Here is a 21,423-nt window from a genome sequence, read left to right on the forward strand (position 1 = left end):
GTTCCAGCACCAGCTCCGCCACCGTTTCAGGGATGAGCGGCGGCAGTGGTTTCGCCTACCGGGTGGATCAGTTCCAGCAACTCATCGAGGACGTGTTGCTCGAGGCCAAGAAACTCGGCGCCTCGGATGCGGGCGCGGAGGTTTCCGAGGGCTGTGGTTTGTCGGTCTCCACTCGTATGGGCTCGCTGGAAAACGTCGAACGCAACCGTGACAAGTCGCTGGGTATTTCGGTGTACGTGGGTCAGCGACGCGGGAATGCCAGTACTTCAGATTTTTCGCCCAAGGCCTTGCGAGACACGGTCAGGGCCGCGTTCGATATCGCGCGCTTCACCGCGGAAGACCCGGTGGCGGGTCTGCCCGATGAGGAGGACTTGTCCTTGGATCCGAGCAGCCGCCCCGAATTGGACTTGTTCCACCCCTGGAGCATTGACGCGCAAGCGGCGGGCGAGCTCGCCTTGCGCTGCGAGGCGGCGGCGTTCGCGGTGGATCGCCGTATCAGCAATAGCGAAGGCGCCGCAGTCTCGGCGCAGCAGTCCCATTTCTTTTCTGGCAACAGCCGCGGCTTTCGGGGCGGCTATGCCAGCTCGCGCCATTCGATTTCGGTGGCTCCCATCGCGGGGCGCGGCGCTCAGATGCAGCGGGATTCGTGGTACAGCTCTCAGCGCGACGCCCGCGATTTGGCCTCAGCCGAGGCGATTGGACGCTACGCGGCGGAGCGGGCGCTGGCCCGCTTGAAATCTCGACGCGTACCAACAGCGGAAGTCCCGGTCTTGTTTGAGAGCACCGTGGCGGCCGGCTTGCTGGGTGCTTTGGTCCAGGCAGTCAGCGGCGGCTCTTTGTACCGACGCGCCAGCTTCTTGCTCGACAGCTTGGGTACGCCGGTGCTTGCTTCACACATTGATATTCACGAGAACCCACACGAAGTCAAGGGCAAGGGCAGCGCCCCGTTTGACGATGAAGGCGTCATCACTCGGCCGCGCCATGTGGTGGAGGCGGGTGTGTTGCAGGGTTACTTTTTGTCGACCTACTCGGCGCGTAAGCTGGGGATGCGCACCACCGGCCATGCGGGGGGCTCGCACAATCTGCGCATGACTTCTCGCTGGACCGCGCCAGGCGATGACCTGAAGACCATGTTGCGGCGACTGGGGACGGGCCTGCTGGTCACCGAGTTGATGGGGCAGGGCGTGAACTACGTGACGGGTGACTATTCGCGTGGCGTCAGTGGCTACTGGGTTGAGCAAGGAGAGATTGCTTTTCCGGTCCATGAACTGACGATTGCGGGCAATCTGCGTGAGATGTATCAAAACATCATTGGCATTGGCTGTGACACCTACACCATGGGTGGCAAGACCATCGGCTCGGTTTTGATCTCGCGGATGAAATTGGCCGGCAGTTAACTCGAAATTTCAGCGGACTTTAAGCTGCCGTTCACCTGGCTGTCAGTTCAGTGAATTCGCCCCTAAAAAGGGCATGTTTCGCACGGGTTTGCCCCCATCGGCATGGTTTTGGGGCACCCTAGAATCAGTTGGCAATTACTGCAACTTACTTTCTAGGAGTCCCAAGATGGAGCGTCGTTCCTTTGTTCGGCAGGCAGGTCTGGCTGGTGTTTTTGCCGCCGGTGTTGCACCTGCTGTCGTCCATGCGCAAACCAATGTGCGTTGGCGTCTAACTTCCGCTTTTCCTAAGGCCTTGGACACGATTTACGGGGCGGCCGATGTGTTCTCGAAGTCCATCTCGGACATGAGCGGCGGCAAGTTCCAGATTTCCGTTCACCCTTCCGGTGAGCTGGTCGGTGGTTTCGGTCAGGTGGACGCTCTGCAAAGTGGCACGGTGGAAATGTGCCATACCGCTCCTTACTACTACTTCGGCAAGGACCCAACATTTGCGCTGGGTTGTGCCATTCCTTTCGGCTTGAACAGCCGTCAGATGAGCGCCTGGATGATCGAGGGCAACGGCCTGAAGCTGATGCGCGAGTTCTATGCGAACTACAACATCATCAACTTCGTTGGCGGCAACACCGGCGCGCAAATGGGCGGCTGGTGGCGCAAGGAAATCAAGTCTCTGGCTGACATCAAGGGCTTGAAGTTCCGTACCGGTGGCTTCAGCGGTGTGATTTTTGGCAAGCTCGGCGGCGTGGCTCAGAGCATTCCTGGCGGCGAGATCTATCAGGCGCTCGAGAAGGGCACCATCGACGCTGCAGAGTGGGTGGGACCGTACGACGATGAGAAGCTCGGCTTCAACAAGGTCGCGCCCTTCTACGGCTACCCCGGTTTCTGGGAAGGTGGCCCGCAGCTGGACTTTTACATCAACACCAAGGCCTACAACTCGCTGTCTTCGGAGTACAAGGCCATGATTGAAGCGGCTTCCGTTGAGGCTGCAACTGTCATGCAGGCGCGCTATGACGCTCGCAACCCGGCCGCACTGAAGCGCCTGGTCGCCGGGGGCACCAAGCTGTTCCGCTTCCCCAAGGACATGCTGGACGCCGCGTTCAAGGAGTCGATGGCCACCTACGCCGATCTGAGCGCCAAGAACCCCGCTTGGAAGAAGATTTACGAGGACTACAGTGCCTTCCGCCGGGATCAGAACCTGTGGTTCCGCTTCGCTGAAGCCGGTTTCGACGACTTCATGCAGCAGCAAAGGCTCTAAGGTTCAGAGCAAGCGGGGCCGATACGGCTCCGCCAGCAAGATCCAGACCTCGCCTTGGCGAGGTTTTTTTTCGCCTGTCGGTTCCAGGTTCGGTCACCGCAGCCCCTGGATTCGGGGCTGGTGTGTGCGGCGTCCAGGCTCTTGGTCGGGGGCGAGATGCCCATGAAGAACAAAGGCACCGGACACCTCTTGCATCATGTTTCCATGCATCAGGGTGGCGGTGCCTATATCGAGCTTCTTGACGCCCATTTGGTGCAGCGTCAGGAGCCCAGGCCGAGAAAGAGAAGGGCTACTTTTTGGCTTTGTCTTCCTTTACCGCATCGAGCAATCCCTTCATCGGATCGTCCTCGGCTGCTGAAGCTGCAGGGTCCGCAGGAGGAGCAAAAGGATCATGCGCGGGTGTCGAGCTGCCCTCTTGCGCTGAGTTCGCATTGGGCTCCGTGCTGTCTCTGCCGCCCATATTCTCCAACTGCTGCAAGACCGAGGCGTCGTCGAGTTTCTGGGTCTGCACCAAGCCTCCGATGACCAGTTCCGGCTTGGCAATGATGACCCCGACCATGATCAGCTGAAGGATGATGAATGCAATCGAGCCCTTGTAGATCTGTGCGGTGGTGACGGCGGGAATGGTCTTGGCGGTGACGCGATCCTTGTAGTCCTTCTTGGGCGCGACGCTGCGCAGATAGAAGAGCGCAAAGCCGAACGGTGGTGTCAGGAAGGAGGTTTGCAAATTCATGGCAACGATCACACCAAACCAGATCATGACCGCGTCCGGCGGCACCCCGGGCAGCATGGCAGGCAGCAATTTCTCGGCCACTGGCGCGATCATCGGGATCACGATGAAGGCGATCTCGAAGAAGTCAATGAACATGCCGAGAATGAAGATCAGCAGATTGACCACAATCAGGAAGCCCAGTGCGCCGCCTGGCAAGGATTTGAACAAGTTTTCAACCCAGAAGTGGCCGTCTGCCGCATTGAAGGTGAAGCTGAAGACGGTGGAGCCGATCAGGATGAACAAGACGAAGCAGGACAAACGTGCCGTGCTGTCCAAGGCTTGATTCATCGCCTTGAGCGGCATACGACGGCGCGCGATGGCCATCAACAGCGCGCCTACGGCACCCATCGCTCCGCCTTCGGTCGGTGTGGCAACACCGAGGAAGATGGTGCCCAGCACCAGGAAAATCAGCACCAAGGGCGGGATCAACACAAAGGTGACCCGCTCGGCCAGTTTGGACAACAGGCCCATTCCGGTGAGCTTGTTGATGAGGGCCAAACCCAGGGCGAAGATAGAGGCCACGGTCATGGAGCTGATGAAGATCTCATCGTTCGGTGCCGCATTGGGGCGCTCCATCCATTGCTTGAGCATGGAGTCGTGCACCGTTGACCATATATAGCCCACGGCGCCAGCAATCAGCAGCAAGACCAGCAGCGACTTGTGGCCGCTGGCGCCATTGCCTTCACGGTAAATGCGTGCCTCTTCTGGCAGGGCCGGCACCCAAGCGGGGCGCACGAATGCGACGAGGGCAATGAAGGCGAGATACAAACCCACCAGCATCAATCCCGGCACCAGCGCGCCGGCATACATATCGCCCACCGAGCGGCCCAACTGGTCGGCCAGAACGATCAGCACCAAGGAGGGGGGGATTGCTTGAGCCAGCGTCCCGGAGGCGGTGATCGCCCCCGTTGCAATCGTGCGGTTGTAGCCGTAGCGAAGCATGATGGGCAGCGAAATCAGGCCCATGGAAATGACCGCCGCAGCGACGACGCCGGTGGTTGCGGCCAATAGTGCGCCCACCAGGATCACGGCGATGGCAAGCCCGCCGCGAACCGGGCCGAAGACCTGCCCTACGGTTTCCAGCAGATCTTCCGCCATGCCTGATCTTTCAAGGATGATGCCCATGAAAGTGAAGAAGGGAATGGCGAGCAGCGTGTCGTTCGACATGATGTTGAAGACGCGCAGCGGCAGGGCGCCGAACATATTGGACGGGAAGAGCCCGACTTCGATGCCAATGGCACCAAACAGCAAGCCGGTGGCAGCCAGTCCGAAGGCGACTGGAATGCCGATCAGCAAGAAGACTAGGAGACCCCCGAACAGCAGGGGGACGAAATTTTCAGCAATGAAGGCAGCCATGTCTGAGTCTCAGCGGGCGTTGGATTTGGAAGTTGCAGCCGCTTCGGCGTCTGCATGGGCACGCAGCTCTTCAAGCAACTGCTCTTCGGCGCTCTTTTCTTGCTCAAGCGGGAAGGGTTCGCTGCGGTGGCCGGTCAAATAGGCGCAGCGCTTGATCAGCTCGGAAACGGCTTGCAGCGCCAGCAGCGCAAATCCGGCGGGCAGCAACAGCATCACCGGCCAGCGAATCAAGCCGCCTGCGTTGGAGCTGACTTCGCCGGAAACCCAGGCGCGGTGAAACAAGGGCCAGGCGAGGTCAACCATGATCCAGCACAGCGGGAAGATGACGAAAACGATGCCCAGGATGTCGATGATGGTGTTCGTGCGAACCGACAGGCGAGAGGAGATGAAGTCAATGCGGACGTGCGCATTCTTCAGAAACACATAGCCGGCGCCGAGCATGAACACGGCAGCAAACAAGTACCACTGAATCTCAAGGTAAGCATTCGAGCTGATGTCGAAGGCTTTGCGCACGATGGCGTTGCCGGCGCTGATGAGCACGGCGGCAAGAATCAACCAGCGCACGGACGCGCCGGCGAACTCGCCGATGCGGTCGATGGCTTTGGACAGGGAAAGAAGGGCTTGCATCAGGCGTCCAGACGAAAGTGGAAGGTCGCACAAACCACTCACCCAAGTTCGGGATCTGGATGGCTTGCGCCCAAGGGCTGAGCCAGCCCACGCTGCACTGTAGTCAGTCGCAACTGAATGAAGCCTGAAATTACTGCCTCTTCAGGGAAAGCACTGAGAAGGCGCTAGCCCAGGACCCACTGACTTGGGCTGGCACGGCGCCTTTCAGAAGAGGTATCGCTTCAGCCGAGCGTGGCTGCGTTGAACAAGCGGGTCGAGCGTGCGCCCGAGCGGCAAAAAGCCAGGATAGGCCGAGGCAGGCTCTGCAGCAGCTGTTTGAACTGCTCAATCTCTTCCGGCGACTGGTAGGCGCCGTTGACCGGCAAATGGCGGTATTCGAGGCCGGCGGCTTGTGCCGATGCTTCCATTTGCGCGCTGCTGGGTTGATCGGGGCCGCCTTCGAAATCGGGGCGATTGTTGATCACACTGCGAAAGCCCGCGGCCGCAGCCTCGGCCATGGCGTGAGGGCCCAGTTGAGGTGCGACGCAAAAGTCCGGCGTCAGGGCTTGGATAGGCAGACTCATGGAGGAACTCCTTACTGCTGGAGGGCCTGTTTGACGGCGGCGGAGACCATGGCCATTTCAGCTTTTCCGGTCACCTGAGCTTTGACGGCAGCCATGACACGACCCATGTCGGCCGGGCCTTTGGCGCCCAAGTCGGCGACGATAGCGTTCACCGCAGTCTGAACCTCTTCGCTGCTCATGCGCTGCGGCAAATAGGCCTCTAGCACCGCGAGCTCCACGGTTTCTTTCTCGGCCAGGTCAGGGCGCCCGCCGGCGGTGAACTGTTGGATGGAGTCTTTGCGCTGCTTGATCAGCTTGTCCACGATGGCGACCAATGCCACGTCATCCACCACGATGCGCTCATCGACTTCCTTTTGCTTGATTGCGGCCAGCAGGCCGCGGATGGTCACCAGTTTGTCGGCTTCTTTGGCGCGCATGGCGGCCTTCATGTCTTCGGTGATGCGGTCTTTCAAACTCATGGCGAATCCTTTAGCTCGGGTGAAGGGCTTGGGCTGGAATTGTGGGGGCAAAGATGGGTGGGCAAGCTTGCACAGCAACCTGCGCAGGCAAAGAAAAGGCCCGCGACAGCGTCCTGTGCGGGCCTTGTTCTTGAGCTTATTCAGCTACTTCGGCGTGAACCGATTTTCGTTTGCGAGCGCCGGAGGCGCCGTCAAAGACGAAGATCAGTACAGCTTCTTCGGCAGTTGCATGCTGCGAACGCGCTTGTAGTGACGCTTGACGGCCGCAGCCTTCTTGCGCTTACGCTCAGCCGTGGGCTTCTCGTAAAACTCGCGGGCGCGCAGATCGGTCAGCAGGCCCAGTTTTTCGATAGTGCGCTTGAAACGGCGCAGAGCCACATCAAACGGCTCATTCTCTTTGACGCGAATCGTGGTCATGAAAAAGTATTTCCTTCAATATGCGCTCGGTGTTCGTCAATCACTGCATTCAAATCAACGCCAGTTGGACTTGATTTGATGCCCGTGTTTGAAGCGGCTTTTCCGGATTCCGCTTCAAAAATGTTGCGAATCGACGCGCAGGGTTTGCCAGCAAAGAGAGCGAGTATAGCTCTGTTTTTAGGTTTTTTCCATATTTGCACAGATTGATCTTGCGCACGCTGCGGCGCTGGCCCAGGCCCACTGGAAGTTGTAACCCCCAAGCCATCCGGTGATATCAACGACTTCACCAATGAAATGAAGGCCAGGCACGCGCTTGCTTTCCAGGCTTTGTGAGCTGAGTTCCCGCGTGTCGATGCCGCCGCGCATCACTTCGGCTTTGCGCCAGCCCTCGCTGCCGCTGGGGGTTAAGCGCCAAGATTGCAACTGTTCCGCCAAATGCTGCAAGTCCTTGTCTTTGCATTCGGGCATGGCGCGTTGGGCCGGCAGACCCAGTCGTTCGAGCCAGGCCTGTGCCAGGCGCTGAGGCAGCAATGTGGCCAGCAGGTTGCCCAGTTGCCGCCGGGAGTCGGTTTTGGCCGCCTTCAGTTGCTCGTTCAAGTCCGACTCGGGCGCCAAGTCGATCGAAAGTGTTTGGCCCTCGGTCCAGAAACTTGATATTTGCAGGATGGCCGGCCCACTCAAACCTCGATGGGTGAACAGCAGGTCCTCCAAAAAACGTCCCCGTGCCTTGCCTTGACCGGTGCTGACCACGACGGGCAATGACAAGCCGGACAAAGCCGAGAATGGTGCCCATGCCTCGGCGTCAAAGGTCAGGGGAACCAAGGCTGGGCGGGGCTCCACAATGGTGTGCCCCAGGCGTTTGGCCAAGCGCAGGCCCCAGTCCGTGGCGCCGATTTTGGGAATGGACAGGCCGCCGGTTGCAATCACCAATCGGCGTGTCTGCACTTGGCCCCGCGAGGTTTCGAGGAGGAATCCGCCGTTGGGTGCGGGGCCCTGTTGAACGTCCAGCACACTGCAAGGCTGCCATCGCTGGACGCCGCCCGCCTCACACTCGGCCAAGAGCATCCGAATGATCAGTTCGCTGGAGTCGTCGCAAAACAGTTGCCCCTTGTGCTTTTCGTGGAAGGCAATGCCGTGCTTCTGCACCAAGGCAATGAAATCATGGCTGCTGAAACGGGCCAGTGCTGAGCGGCAAAACGCGGGGTTGTCGGACAGGAAGTTGCTGGGCCCGACGTCGCGGTTGGTGAAATTGCAGCGGCCGCCGCCGGAGATGCGGATCTTCTCTGCGACGCGCTCGGCGTGGTCGATCAACAAAACGTTCTGACCGCCTTGGCCGGCCATGCCCGCACAAAAAAGCCCGGCGGCACCGGCGCCGACGACCACAAGGTCAAAAGAATGCATGTCTAAATTGCCGGAATCAAGGAAAGAAGGGGAAGCGGCTGATCGCCCGTAGGCGAGCCTTCAGGAGGGGCATTGTCCCGCAGATAGGGGGCTGGAGTGCCGTAACTCAAGCACTCAGCAGGCTGGGGTGGTGCGATAGTCATCAACGCTGGACTCAAAGCCGCCTGGATAGATGCCCGGCTTTGGATACCATCTCCGCGTGTCAAACTTGCCTCCCAGATGCCCCAAATTAGGGGGACTGGCCCCGTGCGAGGGGGCCGCCTCTTGATCAGGCGAGTACAAGCCATCTACATTTCCTCCACATGGGCTTTCCCAGGTGGTTTGGTGCCACGGGCCCGGAAAACATATTGAGAATTCATGGATAGTTCAGCGACTCCTTTCGAAGACGCGAAGCCCGGCCAGGACTCCTTGGCTGAATGGCTTGCGGCTCAGCCCAATCTGGCGCCGGAGTTGGGGGCGGTGGTCACGTCCTTGATCGAGCCCTTGGAAGCCTTTGCGGCCGTCAAGTCACTGGTCTCGGGCCGTTATGTTTATGGCAGCCCTGGCTTGAGTGCTTTGTTTGGACGCGAACACTGGGTCGGCTGTTCGGACAGTGATTTGATGCGTGCGGATGAAGTGATCGGCATGCGACGGGTTGAGCAAGCCGTGATGGCTCAGCGTACCCAGGTCGTCAGCGAGCACCGGCTTGATCTGGCCGGTCGTCGTCGCGAGTTCACCGTCAGTCGCGCGCCGCTGGGTGCTGAACACATCTTGTCGGTCTGGCGCGAGCGCACCGAAGAGCGGCATCGCGAGAGCCATCTGCAGCGCGCGCTGCAACAAATCGAGCAACAGCAAAAAACGATTGAGCAAATTCGGCGCGAGTTGCAGCAAGGCTCCGGTCGTGACGATATGTCCGGCCTGTACTTGCGGGCGCAGTTCGACGATCAACTGCTGCGAGAAATCGATCTTTCCACTCGCGAGCATCGGGAGTTTGCCCTAGTCATCATCGCCTTGGATCCGTTGCCGACCTCCGCACAAGCCTTGGGCGAGGAAGCGGATCATCGATTGCTGGAAGGCATGGGGCGTATGCTGCGTGCGAACACCCGTGCGATGGATGCTGCATGCCGCATTGGTGAGCGTCGATTTGCTGTGTTGCTCTCCGGGGTGGGCTTGGCCACAGCCCATGCGCGGATGGAGCAGTTGCGTCGCCAATGTACGGCTCAGATCATTGTCCTCAATGGTGTGGACATGGGTTTGTCGATCTCGATGGGCGTGTCGAGCTTCCCTCATACGGCTTCCAAGCAAGATGAACTGCTGTCGGCCAGTGAGTCTGCGGTGCAAGAGGCACAGCGCCGTGGCGGCAATCAAGTGGTGCTGGCGTCGATCCCCTTCGTCAGCTGAGCCGACTCTGCAAGAGGCGGCTAGGTGGGCTTGAGCCGGTCTTCGAGCAGACGCCACTCTTCAGGGCTGACCGGGGTGATGGACAGGCGGCTGCCGGGTTGCAAGACACGCAAGCTGCACAGTGCCTCGTCGGCACGTAAGGCGGCCAAGCTGAGCAACTGGGTCTTGCGGACGAAGCGCACGTCCACATTCAGCCAGCGCGGTGCTTCTCGCGTCGCCTTGGCGTCAAAGTAGGGGCTTTGCGGATCGAACTGGGTTGCGTCAGGGTAGGCGCCGCTGGCGATTGAAGCCAAACCGGCGATGCCAGGCTCTGGGCACGAAGAGTGGTAGAACAAAACCCCGTCCCCTACCCGCATTTGGTCACGCATGAAATTGCGGGACTGGTAGTTGCGTACGCCGATCCAGGGCACGGTCTGGCCGTTCGCTTGGGCAAGGTCGTCGATCGAGCATTCACTCGGCTCAGACTTCATCAACCAGTAGTTCAATGGGGAGGCGGCTTGCGTAGAAAAATCGGTCAGCGAGCCGCACATTTCTTGTACTGGCGCCGCAAAGCAAAGGTGTCCACCGCGAACCGTGAGCCGCAGTCCTGAACCAGGGGTTCAGGTGGGCGAGGTCAGCCAAGCATTGGGTTCATCTGACGCGAGACGATCACGCTTGCTGGGCAATGTTCCAAGCCCTTGCTCAGAGAGCATTGGTTCAAGGACATATAAAGCTCACGCGGACGCAATGGACGTTGGGGATTCTAAGGCCTCTCGAGCGAGGCACCGTGTGCTTTACAGCAATTGGCCGTCATGGCCGAGGGCTTCATCCAGGCGTCGAATCATGCCGTCCAGATCCGGCAGTGAATTCGCTGCAGCGGGCGCCGGACGACTCTCGGTTGCTGCGGCGGTGCCGCTCTCAGCCAATTGATAGGCCAGATTCAAGGCGGCCAAAACGGCAATGCGTTCACGAGCCTTAACCCGCCCGGCATCGCGAATGGCGCTCATTTCACGGTCGACCTGGCTGACGGCTTTGCTCAAGGCGGCTTCGCCGCCGTCCGGGCATCCGAGCAAATAGCTCTGGCCCATGATGGTTACTTCCATTTGCTTCACGAGGCGTTCTTTCCGGATTCATTCTCTACAGGCAATCGCTCCAACAGCACATCAATGCGGGAGCGGGCCGCATTCAGGCGCGAGCGCAGGTTGTCGCGTTCTTGGCTCAGGCTGAGCACTTGTGCTTGCAACAATTGATTGGTGCGTTTCAATTCGTCGTGGCGGAGCAGCAGGCGCTCGACGCGGTCGATCAAGTCGGTGATGCTTGGCATGGTTCCCCGTAGCTCCCTAGGCAGGCTTGGATTGTAGGCGGGCGTGATCGCATTGCCCGGCCACCGTACAAACGGAGCACATGGGCGTGCGTGCTTTGCAGACATAGCGGCCATGCAAAATCAACCAATGATGCGCATCGACCATGAACTCCTCAGGGATGCGTTTCAGCAAACCCAGTTCCACGGCCAAGGGCGTCTTGCCGGGCGCTAAGCCGGTGCGGTTGCTGACCCGGAAGATATGGGTGTCGACGGCCATCGCAGCTTGTCCGAAGGCGACGTTCAAAACGACGTTGGCGGTCTTGCGACCGACCCCAGGTAATGCCTCCAAGGCTTCGCGGGTATGCGGTACTTCGCCGCCATGCTGTTCAATGAGGATGCGGCAGGTGGCGATCAAATGTCTGGCTTTGCTGCGGAAAAGTCCAATCGTTCGGATTTGCTCACAAAGCCCTTCTTCGCCTAGCGCCAGGATCTTGGCGGGGGTGTTGGCGATGACGAACAGCCGCCGGGTCGCCTTGTTGACTCCCACGTCGGTCGCCTGGGCCGAAAGCAGCACGGCGGCCAGCAGTTCAAAAACGCTGGCGTACTCAAGCTCGGTTTGCGGCGCCGGGTTCGCAGTCCGCAGGGTTTCGAAGAAAATTTGGATTTGCTGAGCATTCATTGGCTTCATTGTCTCCTTAGCCGGACCCTCTAGAAACGGGCTTGCTCGTCTTGAAGCGGTGGCATGATGCCGGCATTCCATTGTTTTGACCCGTCCATGTCTCGTTCCTCCGAAAACTCTTCGCTCAAAGGTGCGGCTCTGCCCTGGCTTGGCTTGTTGTTGCTGATTCTGCTGCTGCGCCTGCTGACTCTGCCCTTGCTGCCGCTGACCGATCACACAGAGGCTCGTTACGCCGAGATCGCTCGTTTGATGGTGCAGACCGGGGACTGGATCAGCCCACACATCACGCCCAGCGAGGTGTTCTGGGGCAAGCCGCCGCTCTCTACCTGGGGGCAGGCTTTGTCAATGACGGTGTTTGGCGTCAGCGAATGGAGCGGGCGGCTTCCTGCGGTGTTGTGGAGCCTCATGGGTTTGTTGGCCTTGGGCTGGATGCTTGAAGGCGTACTGACTCGTGTGCAGATTCTGGCCGCTCAAGTTTTGCTGGCTTTGTGCCCCTTGTTCTTCATCAGCGCCGGTGCGGTGATGACCGATGCCACGCTGGGGGCCGCAGTGATCTTCGTTCAGGCCGCTTGGTGGCGAGTTCTGTGCTCGTCCGGGGCGACACAAAAGCGCGCCGCGCGCTGGCTGGCTCTGGGCATGGCCCTGGCCTTGTTGACCAAGGGCCCGGCTGCGGCAGTGCTGGCTTTGTTGCCGGTGTTCATGCATGCCGCTTGGCGCAAGCATTGGGTTGAGGTGAGGGCGGTAGCGGGTGATGCCTGGGTCTGGCTGATCTGCTTGGCGGCCGCCTTGCCCTGGTATGTGATGGCTGAATTGAAGACGCCAGGCTTTGTCGAGTATTTCGTGCTTGGCGAACATGTGATGCGCTTTTTGCAGCCGGGATGGAAGGGCGACCGATACGGTTTCGCACACGCTCAACCCTTGGGCATGATTTGGTTGTTTACCTTGGTGGCGGCCTTGCCGGCCGTGCTGTTGCTGTTGATCCGCTTGCCTTATTTGCGTTTGAGGCGCGGCTCGGGCGCCATCTCAGCGCAGTTTCAAGCGCATGGGATAGCTGCTCAGTCGGGGCTGGAAGTGCCCAGTTTGGCCCATCGCAGGTTTGAGTTGGTCTGTTATGCCTTGTGCATTGTTCTGGCTCCGCTGCTCCTGTTCAGTGCCGCGCGGAATTTAATCTTTACCTATGCCATGACGGCATTGCCGGGGCTGGCGATTTTGGCCATCCTGGCGCTGCCTGAAGCTTGGTTGCGTCGCCGCGCCAGTATCTGGGTGTTCTTGGGTCTGACGCTTGTTTATGCCTGGGCCTTTATCTACAAACTTCCCCAGGTCACCCGCAATAACTCCGACTTGCCCCTCATTGAGGCTTACATCAAGGCCTGTCCGGCGCAAGACTGCAAGCTCAGCTACCCCTCCAGAATCAGTTACTCGGCCTACTTCTACACTTCGGGTCGCCTCTATGAGGGCATGCCGGGAGTGGCCGATCGGCCGCAGTTCAAAGTGCAACGCGTCGATAGACAATCGCCCCTGCGCGCGACAGCGCTGGCCTGCAACAAGGATCGCTGCTTGTTGCCCGACGACGGCCAGGAAAGCAAATGACCTTGATGCAAACCAGCACCCTTCCATCACTGACCCCCCAGCACTCAGAGGCTGTGGCTTCGCGTGAGCAACCGCGTTTGCTGAGCATCGTTTTGCCGGCTTTCAACGAGGCTCGCAACTTGGCCAGTTTGCTTCCCGAGTTGAGCCAGCAGTTGAGTGGGCAAGCGCAAGTGCTTGAATTGCTGGTGATCGATGATGGCAGCAGTGATGACACCGTGCTTGTCGTCCAGGGCTTGATCTCGCAAGGCCTGCCCATTCGACTGCTACGCCTGTCTCGCAACTTTGGTAAGGAGGCCGCCTTGTGCGCTGGCCTGGATGCGGCGGATGGGGATGCGGTCATCGTCATGGACTCCGACGGGCAGCACCCGATCGGCACGGCCCTGCAAATGTTGAGCGAATGGCGCGCTGGCTTTGACGTGGTGTATGCGGTGCAAGAAGGGCGCAGTGAGTCGCAGTCTTTGGCTCGCCGCAGCTACACCAAGGTGTTTTATTGGCTGATGCGCCATGGCTCGCGGGTGCAGATGCCCGCCAATGCCGGTGACTTCCGCCTGCTCGACCGCAAGGTCGTGTTGGAATTGCGCCGTTTGCCCGAACGGGCGCGCTATATGAAAGGCTTGTTTGCTTGGGTGGGCTTCAATGCCAAGGCGCTCGAGTACGTGCCGAATGCGCGCCTGCATGGGGAGTCGACCTTTGGCTATATGCAGCTCTTGTCCTTTGCCCTGGTGGGTTTGACCGCCTTCACCAAGGTGCCGCTGCGTCTGGTGTCCTTGCTGGGTTTGGTGGTGTCTTTGGTCTCGGTGGGCTTTGGCTTTTGGATCGTGATTGAAAAAATGGTGTTCGGTCAGCCTGTCAGCGGATTCACCACCCTGGCGGCCTCGATCACCTTTCTTGCCGGCGTTCAGTTGCTCTGTCTTGGCATCATTGCGGAGTACCTGGGACGTGTGTTTGATGAGGTCAAACAGCGCCCGCTATACATCACGCAAGACCTGACCCCACCCTTGCAGCCACGGGAACCGCAGTGAGTTCTGTGACTTGGTTTGGTCTCATTGGTGCCTCGGCGGCAGCCGTCCACATGGGCGTGGTGTGGTGGCTGGTATCGCAGTTTCAGCTGGCTGCGCTGGTGGCCAATGTTGCGGGTTTCTTGCTGGCCTTTTGCGTCAGCTTCCTGGGCCATCATCGGCTGACTTTCGCCGCCCAGAAGTCCCAGGCGAGCCAAGCATTGCCCCGTTTTGCGGCGGTCGCTGTGTTGGGATTTGTCTGCAATGAATCGCTATATGCCTTGTTGCTCAAGGCCGGCATGGAGTATCGATTGGCCTTGTTTCTTGTGCTCTTGGCCGTGGCCGCGATGACTTGGTTGTTGAGCCGCTACTGGGCCTTTCGGACACGGGAAGCTGTGCGATGAAACGGGTGCAGGTTTGCGCAGACGACTATGGTTTTGATGCCGGTGTGAGCCTGGGCATCCTGGAATGCATAGATGCAGGACGCATCAGTGCCACCAGTTGCATGGTTTTTTCGCCCGCCTGGACCGAGTGGGCGCCGGCATTGCGTGATCGTCAGGGTATGGCCGACTATGGCTTGCATCTGGACTTGAATGAGTTTGCTCCCTATGCACCCAATCGAGATCTGAAGGGCTGGATCAGCGCCAGCTATCTGCATCGCTTGCAGCCGGCTCAGGTGCTCGGTTGGGTCGAGCAGCAACTGGATGCTTTTGAAGCGGCGATGAAATCTGCGCCGGCCTATCTTGATGGCCACCAGCATCTGCACCAACTGCCGGTGGTGCGTGATGCGGTGCTCAGTGCTGTAACGCGACGCTATGGCGATAGCTGCGCCTTGCGCTCGACGCGGAGTCGAAGCTGGCGTGGCTTGAAGGCGGCGGTCATTGCGGGCCTCGGGGAGTCAGGCCTGCGACGCGGGGCGCGCCGCTCAGGCTTGCGGATGAATCTGGATTTTGCCGGCGTCTATGCCTTTGGTCCTGAGACTGTGTTGCCCGAGTTTGTGGCCAATTGTTTGGCCAGCCTGCCGGATGCCGGCTTGCTGATGATTCACCCCGGTCGTGGCGATATTGGCTCGCGGCCCGACGCGATTCGGGCCGCGCGGGTGCGCGAGCGAGCGTTCTGGCTCAGCAGTGAGGCGGGCGAGTTGCTGGCCGTGCATGGGGTGCAGCTGGGCATGAGCGAGGACTGGCCTCTCGCCTGAGCTCCAGTTCGGCGGGAGCGGCCGATTCAGAGCCCTGCGGCCCGCAGCAAGGGCCGGACCGAGGGGCTGGGGCGGTCCGTCCGTTCAGTCCGTAGCGTAAATGGCATCGACCTCGGCGCTGAGCTCCAACCAACGCATTTCTGCATCCGCCAGTTCGTCGGCAATGGACTTGAGCCTGCGGCCCAAGTCCGCGATCTGGGCCGGGGTTGCAGTACCGGCGGCGAGCTGAGCCTCGACCGCACTGCGTTCATCGGCCAGCTTGTTCAGCTTGACGTCAATGGACTCCATTTCCCGGCGCAAGGGCTTGGTCTGCTCCGCCAGTTTCTGCCGGGCTTGGCCGCTGGATTTGCGATCCTCACGCGTTGCAGGCGCTTTGGCTGCGACCGCTGCCGCGACAGTGGCGGCGGCAACAGGTGCGGGGGCATTGCCTCCACTTCGAGCGCTCTTGAGCGCGGCTTTCGCCGCTTCCTTGGCAGCCTTGGCAGCTTCCTTGGATTGCTCTAGCAACCACTTCTGATAGTCGTCCAGATCGCCATCAAAAGGCGACACCGCGCCCTTGGTGACCAGCCAGAATTCGTCGCAAACTTCGCGCAGCAGGGCGCGGTCGTGGCTGACCAGCATCACCGTACCCTCGAACTCGTTCAAGGCCATGGACAAGGCCTCGCGGGTGTTCAGGTCCAAATGGTTGGTCGGTTCGTCCAAGAGCAGAAGGTTGGGGCGCTGCCAGACCAACATGGCCAAAACGAGACGGGCCTTTTCTCCACCCGACAAAGAGCCCACTTCCTGATTGACCATGGAACCGACAAAGCGGAACTGGCCCAAGAAGTCGCGCAACTCTTGTTCGCGCGCACTTGGGCTGACTTCTTTGGCCAGGCGCACCATGTGCGAAAGCGGGCCCTCGTCGGGACGCAACACGTCCATCTCCTGCTGAGCGAAGTAGCCAATCGTCAGCCCCTTGCCCTCGGTGATCTTCCCGCCCATGGCGCGCTGCATGCGGGCCACGGTCTTCACCACTGTGGACTTGCCCTGGCCGTTGGCGCCCAAGATGCCGATGCGTTGGCCGGCCAGCACCGAGCGGTTGATGCCGCGCACGATGACGTTTTCGCCTTCGTCGGTGTCGTAGCCGCAAGCCACCTCATCAAACATCAGCATGGGGTTGGGCAAATTCAGCGGTTCGCGGAACTCGAAAGAGAAGTCCGCCGAAGCCAGCACCGGCGCCAACTTTTCCATGCGCTCCAGGGCCTTGACGCGGCTCTGTGCCTGCTTGGCCTTGCTGGCCTTGGCCTTGAAGCGGTCAATGAACTTCTGCAGATGGGCAATGCGTTCTTGCTGCTTGCCAAAAGCGGCGGCTTGCTGCTCCATGCGCTCGGCGCGCATGGTCTCAAACGTGGTGTAGTTGCCGCCGTAGCGGATCAGCTTGGCCTCGTCCAGGTGCAGGGTGACACGTGTGATGGCGTCCAAGAACTCGCGGTCATGGCTGATGACGATGAGCGTACCTTCATAGCGTTGCAGCCAGGCTTCCAGCCACACCAAGGCGTCCAAGTCCAAGTGGTTGGTCGGTTCGTCCAACAGCATCAAGTCTGCCGGGCACATCAGCGCCCGGGCCAGCTGCAAGCGCATGCGCCAGCCGCCCGAAAAGCTGTTCACCGGCGCATCGACCTGTTCGCCCTTGAAGCCCAAGCCCATCAGCAGGGCCTGCGCGCGCGGGCGTGCATCGAAGGCGCCCACATCGCTGAGCAAGGCATGCGCATCGGCCATGGCGTGGCCATCTTCGGCGGCTTCAGCGGCGTCGAGTGCCGCACGCGCCGCCATCAAACGGGTGTCGCCTTCCAAGACATAGTCGGTGGCCGGCATATCGGTTTCGGGCATGTTCTGCGCCACTTCGCCGACGGCCCATTGACGCGGAATGTCCACCTCACCTTTGTCGTTTTGCAGGCGGTGGGTCAGCATCGCAAACAAGCTGGATTTGCCGGCGCCATTGCGCCCCACCAGACCAATTTTTTCGCCCGGTTGCAGGGTGACGGAGGCGTCGTCGAGCACGACCTTGGTGCCGCGTCGCAGCGTGATATTGCGTAAGGTGATCATGCTTGCAAGTCCTGGTTTTTCTTTGTGAGTTCTTCTTGGGTGACGAGCAAGACTTGGTCTTCTCCGGCCGATGTTTCCATCCAAGCCACTTCCAACTGCGGGAATGCTGCTTCAAAAAATTCGCGCTCGTTGCCGATCTCCAGCACCAGCACGCCATGGGGGCTGAGGTGCTGGCTGGCCTGGGCCAGCAGGCCGCGAACAAAGTCCATGCCGTCGCTGCCACCGGCCAGCGCCAACTCGGGCTCTGCGCGGTACTCGGCCGGCAGCTTGCTCATCGAGTCGCTGTTGACATAGGGTGGGTTGCACAGGATCAAGTCATAGCGCTGACCCGCGGCGGGGCTCAGGCCGTCACCCTGCAGCAAGCGGATGCGCGCGCCAAGCTCATGCTTCTCGACATTGATGCGTGCGACTTGCAAGGCGTCCGGGCTGAGGTCAATGGCGTCCACCGTCACCTCAGGCCAGGCCATGGTCGCCAGCACGGCCAAAGAGCCATTGCCAGTGCACAGGTCCAGCACGCGCTGGGTCTGGTCCGACAACCAGGCGTCAATCGACGCGTCGGCAATCAGTTCGGCGATCAGGCTGCGCGGCACGATGCTGCGCTCGTCCACATAAAAAGGAATGCCCTGCAGCCAGGCTTCGCGTGTCAGGTAGGCGGCCGGCTTGCGGCTGCTGATGCGCTCGTCCACCAAGGCCGTGATCTGTTGTTCCTGTTCGGTCGTCAGCTCCAGCTGCTCATGCTCATCCAGGCTGTCCAAAGCCAAGCCGCAGCGCCACAGAACCAGCCAAGCTGCTTCGTCGAACGCATTGGTGGTGCCATGCCCAAAGGAAACGCCCGCCTGGGTCAGGCGGGCGGCGTTCAGTTCAATGCAGTCAATCAGCTTCACAGCAGCAGGTTCTCCAGCGTGCGTCGGTAAATCTCTTTGAGCGGCTCCAGACTGTCGGCGGGCAGGTACTCGTCGATCTTGTGGATGCTGGCGTTGATGGGGCCAAACTCGATGACTTGCGGGCAGATTTTGGCGATGAAACGACCGTCCGAGGTGCCGCCTGTGGTCGAGAGCTGCGTCTGCAAGCCGGTCTGTGCCAGGATAGCGGCGCTGATGGCCGAACTCATACTGCCTTCCGGGGTCAGGAAGGGTTCGCCGCCCAAGGTCCAGTCGAGCGCGTACTCCAAGCCATGGCGCGCGAGCAGTGCCTGCACCTTGGACTTCAGGCCTTCCGGCGTGGACTCGGTCGAGAAGCGGAAATTGAAGTCCACCACCATCTCGCCCGGGATCACATTGGTGGCGCCGGTGCCGGCATTGATATTGGAGATCTGGAAAGTGGTGGCGGGGAAATAGGCGTTGCCTGCATCCCACTCGGTGGCCGCCAGCTCAGCCAGGGCAGGCGCAGCCTGATGGACCGGATTGCGCGCCAGCTGCGGATAGGCCACATGGCCCTGAATGCCCTTGACGCGCAGCTTGCCGCTGAGCGTGCCGCGACGGCCATTTTTCAGCATATCGCCGACTTGGTCCACCGAGGTGGGCTCGCCGACGATGCAGTAGTCCAGCTTTTGCCCGCGCGCCTGCAGCACTTGGCAGCAGACCTTGGTGCCATCGACCGAGGGGCCTTCTTCATCGCTGGTAAGCAAAAAAGCCAAGCTGCCCGCGTGATCCGGGTGGGCCTGCACAAACTCCTCGGCGGCCACCACCATGGCGGCGACCGAACCCTTCATATCGGCGGCACCGCGGCCGTAGATGCGACCGTCTCGGTAGCTGGGCACGAAGGGGTCTGAGGTCCAACTGTCCAGGCGGCCGGGCGGCACCACATCGGTGTGTCCCGCCAGAAGCATCACAGCCGGGTTTTGCGCGCTGCCGCGCTTGATGGCCCAAAGATTTTGGACCCTGAAATTGTCGGGGCCGCTGTCCATGCGTTCGATCTCAAAGCCCAGCGCTTGCAGGCGAGTCGCAATCAGGTCTTGGCAGCCGGCGTCATCGGGCGTGATCGAGGGGCGCGCAATCAGCGCCTCCAAAAGGGCAAGAGTGTCAGACATCGTTGTTGTTCTTGTGAGCTGAGCCTCAGTCCTGGCGGACATCGAGGGTGATTTCGGTGAAGCTGGCTTCGTCGCTGGCCTTTTCTTGCGGCTTGGCGGCGGGCTTGTTGCTGCCCGGCGCGTCGTTTTGCAAGCGCCAGAGCAAGTTGGTGGGAGAGTCGGCAAAGGCCAGACCTTCTTCGCGGGTGATGGTGCCTTCGGTGATCAGCTTAGCGAAATGCTCTTCATAACTCTGCGATCCCTCGGCAATCGATTTCTCCATCGCTTCCTTGACGCCGGCAAAGTCGCCTTGCTCGATCAACTCGGCAATCAGCTTGGAGTTGATCAAGATTTCGATCACAGGAATGCGGCCTCCAGCGGCGGCGCGCACCAGGCGCTGCGAGACGATGGATTTCAGTCCTGCCGCCAAGTCGTTCAGCAGCGCGGGGCGCGATTCGGGCGTGTAGAAGGACAGAATCCGGTTCAGCGCGTGATAGGAGTTATTGCCGTGCAAGGTGGCCAGCACCAAGTGGCCGGACAGGGCATAGGAAATCGCCGCCGTCATGGTTTCGCGGTCGCGGATTTCGCCAATCAAGATGCAGTCGGGTGCTTGGCGCAGCGCATTTTTCAGCGCAATCTGCAAGCTGGCCGTGTCGCGGCCCACCTCGCGCTGGTTCACCACCGAGCGCTTGTTGGTGAACAGGTATTCCAGCGGGTCCTCGATGGTGAGGATGTGGCCGGTCATGGTCTGGTTGCGCTGTTCCAGCATGGAGGCCAGCGTGGTGCTCTTGCCGGTGCCGGTGGCGCCCACCATCAGGATCAAGCCGCGCTTTTCTTGCACCAGTTTGCCCAGCACCGGCGGCAGGTTTAGGCTTTCCAGGCTGGGGATGTTGTGCGGGATGTGGCGGAACACGCCGGCTATGGTGCCGCGTTGGCGAAAGCCGGACAGACGAAAGCTGCCGACCTTGCTGACCGACACGGCCAGATTCAACTCTCCGCTTGCATCGAGCTCGGCCATTTGCGATGGCTCCACCACTTCGGCAATCAGCTGGCGCGGTTGCGTGGGTGACAGCACCTGATCGGACAACTGCACGATCTGTCCGTTCAGGCGGATCAACACCGGCATATTGGCGGACAAGTAAACGTCGGACGCCCCCTTATCCGCCATCAGGCGCAGGATGCGCTCCATGTTTCCGCTGCTCATTGCGCGCCTCCCGCTGCCTTGTTGATCGCTTTTGTTGTCGCCGCTGCTGCTGGCCGAGATTAGGCGCGCAGCAGGTCGTTGATGCTGGTCTTGGCGCGGGTGCCGGCGTCGACCTTCTTCACGATGATGGCGGCGTAGAGGCTGTACTTGCCGTCATTCTTGGGCAGGCTGCCGCTGATCACGACCGAGCCGGCGGGCACGCGGCCGTAGCTGACGGTGTCGGTTTCGCGGTCATAGATCGGTGTGCTCTGGCCGATGTAGACGCCCATGGAGATGACCGAGTTTTCTTCCACGATCACGCCTTCCACCACTTCGGAGCGAGCGCCGATGAAGCAGTTGTCTTCAATGATGGTCGGGTTGGCTTGCAGCGGCTCCAGCACGCCGCCGATGCCCACGCCACCGCTCAGGTGCACGTTCTTGCCGATCTGGGCGCAGCTGCCGACGGTGGCCCAGGTGTCGACCATGGTGCCTTCATCGACATAGGCACCAATGTTGACGTAGCTGGGCATCAGGATGACGTTCTTGGCCAGGAAGCTGCCGCGGCGAGCCACGGCGGGCGGCACCACGCGCACGCCCATGGCGCGGATCGCGTCTTCGCTCAGTCCCCCGAACTTGGTGGGCACCTTGTCGAAGAAGGTGGTGTCGCCGGCGCCCATCAGGCGGTTGTCGTTCAGGCGGAAGGACAGCAGCACGGCCTTCTTCAGCCACTGGTGCACCGTCCACTGGCCCACGCCTTGGCGCTCGGCCACGCGCAGGCGG

General features: G+C 60.5%; 23 protein-coding genes. 7 read left to right on the top strand and 16 right to left on the bottom strand.

Going from position 1 to position 21,423, the window contains the following annotated elements:
- Positions 1-32: 32 nt before the first annotated feature.
- On the top strand, positions 33-1,397 hold the full coding sequence (gene pmbA / locus ACOVRJ_RS11295) for a metalloprotease PmbA (protein WP_422043970.1): 1,365 nt from the start codon (positions 33-35) through the stop codon (positions 1,395-1,397).
- Between the two features lie 166 nt (positions 1,398-1,563).
- Complete coding sequence (locus ACOVRJ_RS11300; RefSeq protein ID WP_422043951.1) at positions 1,564-2,646, top strand: TRAP transporter substrate-binding protein; 1,083 nt, start codon at positions 1,564-1,566, stop codon at positions 2,644-2,646.
- Between the two features lie 289 nt (positions 2,647-2,935).
- Here ACOVRJ_RS11300 and ACOVRJ_RS11305 read toward each other — a convergent pair whose 3' ends face one another.
- The 7 genes from ACOVRJ_RS11305 to ACOVRJ_RS11335 all read right to left on the bottom strand — a co-directional run bounded on the left by ACOVRJ_RS11305 (position 2,936) and on the right by ACOVRJ_RS11335 (position 8,240).
- Positions 2,936-4,774, bottom strand: coding sequence for a TRAP transporter large permease (locus ACOVRJ_RS11305; RefSeq protein WP_422043952.1), 1,839 nt, complete (start codon positions 4,772-4,774; stop codon positions 2,936-2,938).
- 9 nt (positions 4,775-4,783) lie between these two features.
- Complete coding sequence (locus ACOVRJ_RS11310) at positions 4,784-5,401, bottom strand: TRAP transporter small permease subunit (RefSeq protein WP_422043953.1); 618 nt, start codon at positions 5,399-5,401, stop codon at positions 4,784-4,786.
- Positions 5,402-5,622: 221 nt separating this feature from the next.
- Entirely contained in the window at positions 5,623-5,964 is a 342-nt protein-coding gene (locus ACOVRJ_RS11315; RefSeq protein WP_422043954.1) for a TIGR01244 family sulfur transferase, read from the bottom strand.
- Positions 5,965-5,975: 11 nt separating this feature from the next.
- Positions 5,976-6,422 carry a GatB/YqeY domain-containing protein gene (locus ACOVRJ_RS11320; protein WP_422043955.1) on the bottom strand — a complete coding sequence of 149 codons (447 nt, stop codon included), beginning with the start codon at positions 6,420-6,422 and terminating at the stop codon, positions 5,976-5,978.
- 204 nt (positions 6,423-6,626) lie between these two features.
- A complete protein-coding gene (gene rpsU, locus ACOVRJ_RS11325; RefSeq protein WP_007833691.1) occupies positions 6,627-6,839 on the bottom strand; it encodes a 30S ribosomal protein S21 in 213 nt (70 codons plus the stop codon).
- The gene (locus ACOVRJ_RS11330) at positions 6,836-7,039 is read right to left on the bottom strand and encodes a hypothetical protein (RefSeq protein WP_422043956.1); all 204 of its coding nucleotides are present in this window, start codon (positions 7,037-7,039) and stop codon (positions 6,836-6,838) included. The genes rpsU and ACOVRJ_RS11330 overlap by 4 nt, the downstream gene beginning before the upstream one ends.
- Entirely contained in the window at positions 7,017-8,240 is a 1,224-nt protein-coding gene (locus ACOVRJ_RS11335; RefSeq protein ID WP_422043957.1) for an NAD(P)/FAD-dependent oxidoreductase, read from the bottom strand. Before ACOVRJ_RS11335 ends, ACOVRJ_RS11330 begins: the two co-directional genes overlap by 23 nt.
- Before the next feature lie 357 nt (positions 8,241-8,597).
- Between ACOVRJ_RS11335 and ACOVRJ_RS11340 the strand changes: the two genes are divergently transcribed.
- Positions 8,598-9,620 carry a GGDEF domain-containing protein gene (locus ACOVRJ_RS11340; RefSeq protein ID WP_422043958.1) on the top strand — a complete coding sequence of 341 codons (1,023 nt, stop codon included), beginning with the start codon at positions 8,598-8,600 and terminating at the stop codon, positions 9,618-9,620.
- 20 nt (positions 9,621-9,640) lie between these two features.
- Here the strand turns inward: ACOVRJ_RS11340 and ACOVRJ_RS11345 are convergent, their stop codons facing one another.
- The 4 genes from ACOVRJ_RS11345 to nth all read right to left on the bottom strand — a co-directional run bounded on the left by ACOVRJ_RS11345 (position 9,641) and on the right by nth (position 11,581).
- Positions 9,641-10,105: an EVE domain-containing protein gene (locus tag ACOVRJ_RS11345; protein WP_422043971.1), complete on the bottom strand. Its 465-nt coding sequence runs from the start codon at positions 10,103-10,105 to the stop codon at positions 9,641-9,643.
- Positions 10,106-10,393: 288 nt separating this feature from the next.
- On the bottom strand, positions 10,394-10,711 hold the full coding sequence (locus ACOVRJ_RS11350; protein WP_422043959.1) for a cell division protein ZapA: 318 nt from the start codon (positions 10,709-10,711) through the stop codon (positions 10,394-10,396).
- Positions 10,708-10,923, bottom strand: coding sequence for a cell division protein ZapB (gene zapB, locus ACOVRJ_RS11355; RefSeq protein ID WP_422043960.1), 216 nt, complete (start codon positions 10,921-10,923; stop codon positions 10,708-10,710). Before zapB ends, ACOVRJ_RS11350 begins: the two co-directional genes overlap by 4 nt.
- A 16-nt stretch (positions 10,924-10,939) precedes the next feature.
- Entirely contained in the window at positions 10,940-11,581 is a 642-nt protein-coding gene (gene nth / locus ACOVRJ_RS11360) for an endonuclease III (protein ID WP_422043961.1), read from the bottom strand.
- Between the two features lie 96 nt (positions 11,582-11,677).
- On the opposite strand from nth, the gene ACOVRJ_RS11365 reads away from it, so the two are divergent.
- From ACOVRJ_RS11365 to ACOVRJ_RS11380, 4 genes are read left to right on the top strand one after another with little or no spacing between them, the layout of a single operon-like run.
- Complete coding sequence (locus ACOVRJ_RS11365; RefSeq protein ID WP_422043962.1) at positions 11,678-13,171, top strand: ArnT family glycosyltransferase; 1,494 nt, start codon at positions 11,678-11,680, stop codon at positions 13,169-13,171.
- 5 nt (positions 13,172-13,176) lie between these two features.
- Positions 13,177-14,193 (top strand): glycosyltransferase family 2 protein, encoded by a 1,017-nt coding sequence (locus tag ACOVRJ_RS11370; protein WP_422043963.1) that lies wholly within the window; start codon positions 13,177-13,179, stop codon positions 14,191-14,193.
- On the top strand, positions 14,190-14,573 hold the full coding sequence (locus ACOVRJ_RS11375; RefSeq protein ID WP_422043964.1) for a GtrA family protein: 384 nt from the start codon (positions 14,190-14,192) through the stop codon (positions 14,571-14,573). The genes ACOVRJ_RS11370 and ACOVRJ_RS11375 overlap by 4 nt, the downstream gene beginning before the upstream one ends.
- Entirely contained in the window at positions 14,570-15,367 is a 798-nt protein-coding gene (locus tag ACOVRJ_RS11380; protein WP_422043965.1) for a ChbG/HpnK family deacetylase, read from the top strand. Before ACOVRJ_RS11375 ends, ACOVRJ_RS11380 begins: the two co-directional genes overlap by 4 nt.
- Positions 15,368-15,451: 84 nt before the next feature.
- Here the strand turns inward: ACOVRJ_RS11380 and ACOVRJ_RS11385 are convergent, their stop codons facing one another.
- From ACOVRJ_RS11385 to dapD, 5 genes are all read right to left on the bottom strand, one after another.
- Entirely contained in the window at positions 15,452-17,452 is a 2,001-nt protein-coding gene (locus tag ACOVRJ_RS11385; protein ID WP_422043966.1) for an ABC-F family ATP-binding cassette domain-containing protein, read from the bottom strand.
- Positions 17,449-18,336, bottom strand: coding sequence for a 50S ribosomal protein L3 N(5)-glutamine methyltransferase (prmB, locus tag ACOVRJ_RS11390; RefSeq protein WP_422043967.1), 888 nt, complete (start codon positions 18,334-18,336; stop codon positions 17,449-17,451). Before prmB ends, ACOVRJ_RS11385 begins: the two co-directional genes overlap by 4 nt.
- Positions 18,333-19,481, bottom strand: a complete 1,149-nt coding sequence (gene dapE / locus ACOVRJ_RS11395) for a succinyl-diaminopimelate desuccinylase (RefSeq protein WP_422043968.1) — start codon at positions 19,479-19,481, stop codon at positions 18,333-18,335. Before dapE ends, prmB begins: the two co-directional genes overlap by 4 nt.
- Positions 19,482-19,506: 25 nt before the next feature.
- Complete coding sequence (locus ACOVRJ_RS11400; protein WP_339593990.1) at positions 19,507-20,664, bottom strand: PilT/PilU family type 4a pilus ATPase; 1,158 nt, start codon at positions 20,662-20,664, stop codon at positions 19,507-19,509.
- A 59-nt stretch (positions 20,665-20,723) separates the two neighbouring features.
- A partial coding sequence (gene dapD / locus ACOVRJ_RS11405) for a 2,3,4,5-tetrahydropyridine-2,6-dicarboxylate N-succinyltransferase (protein WP_422043969.1) occupies positions 20,724-21,423 on the bottom strand: 700 nt, incomplete at its 5' end.

Origin of the sequence: Roseateles sp., assembly GCF_049240545.1 — a bacterium.
Taxonomy (GTDB): domain Bacteria; phylum Pseudomonadota; class Gammaproteobacteria; order Burkholderiales; family Burkholderiaceae_C; genus Paucibacter_A.

What these genes read in the sequence shown, in the direction of transcription:
- ACOVRJ_RS11370 (WP_422043963.1), top strand. Translation starts at nt 13,177, where the DNA reads ATGCAAACCAGCACCCTTCCATCACTGACCCCCCAGCACTCAGAGGCT.
- dapE (WP_422043968.1), bottom strand. Translation starts at nt 19,481, where the DNA reads ATGTCTGACACTCTTGCCCTTTTGGAGGCGCTGATTGCGCGCCCCTCG.
- rpsU (WP_007833691.1), bottom strand. Translation starts at nt 6,839, where the DNA reads ATGACCACGATTCGCGTCAAAGAGAATGAGCCGTTTGATGTGGCTCTG.
- ACOVRJ_RS11335 (WP_422043957.1), bottom strand. Translation starts at nt 8,240, where the DNA reads ATGCATTCTTTTGACCTTGTGGTCGTCGGCGCCGGTGCCGCCGGGCTT.
- ACOVRJ_RS11380 (WP_422043965.1), top strand. Translation starts at nt 14,570, where the DNA reads ATGAAACGGGTGCAGGTTTGCGCAGACGACTATGGTTTTGATGCCGGT.
- ACOVRJ_RS11340 (WP_422043958.1), top strand. Translation starts at nt 8,598, where the DNA reads ATGGATAGTTCAGCGACTCCTTTCGAAGACGCGAAGCCCGGCCAGGAC.
- ACOVRJ_RS11310 (WP_422043953.1), bottom strand. Translation starts at nt 5,401, where the DNA reads ATGCAAGCCCTTCTTTCCCTGTCCAAAGCCATCGACCGCATCGGCGAG.
- ACOVRJ_RS11315 (WP_422043954.1), bottom strand. Translation starts at nt 5,964, where the DNA reads ATGAGTCTGCCTATCCAAGCCCTGACGCCGGACTTTTGCGTCGCACCT.
- ACOVRJ_RS11365 (WP_422043962.1), top strand. Translation starts at nt 11,678, where the DNA reads ATGTCTCGTTCCTCCGAAAACTCTTCGCTCAAAGGTGCGGCTCTGCCC.
- ACOVRJ_RS11400 (WP_339593990.1), bottom strand. Translation starts at nt 20,664, where the DNA reads ATGAGCAGCGGAAACATGGAGCGCATCCTGCGCCTGATGGCGGATAAG.
- nth (WP_422043961.1), bottom strand. Translation starts at nt 11,581, where the DNA reads ATGAATGCTCAGCAAATCCAAATTTTCTTCGAAACCCTGCGGACTGCG.
- ACOVRJ_RS11385 (WP_422043966.1), bottom strand. Translation starts at nt 17,452, where the DNA reads ATGATCACCTTACGCAATATCACGCTGCGACGCGGCACCAAGGTCGTG.
- ACOVRJ_RS11300 (WP_422043951.1), top strand. Translation starts at nt 1,564, where the DNA reads ATGGAGCGTCGTTCCTTTGTTCGGCAGGCAGGTCTGGCTGGTGTTTTT.
- ACOVRJ_RS11320 (WP_422043955.1), bottom strand. Translation starts at nt 6,422, where the DNA reads ATGAGTTTGAAAGACCGCATCACCGAAGACATGAAGGCCGCCATGCGC.
- ACOVRJ_RS11305 (WP_422043952.1), bottom strand. Translation starts at nt 4,774, where the DNA reads ATGGCTGCCTTCATTGCTGAAAATTTCGTCCCCCTGCTGTTCGGGGGT.
- pmbA (WP_422043970.1), top strand. Translation starts at nt 33, where the DNA reads ATGAGCGGCGGCAGTGGTTTCGCCTACCGGGTGGATCAGTTCCAGCAA.
- zapB (WP_422043960.1), bottom strand. Translation starts at nt 10,923, where the DNA reads ATGCCAAGCATCACCGACTTGATCGACCGCGTCGAGCGCCTGCTGCTC.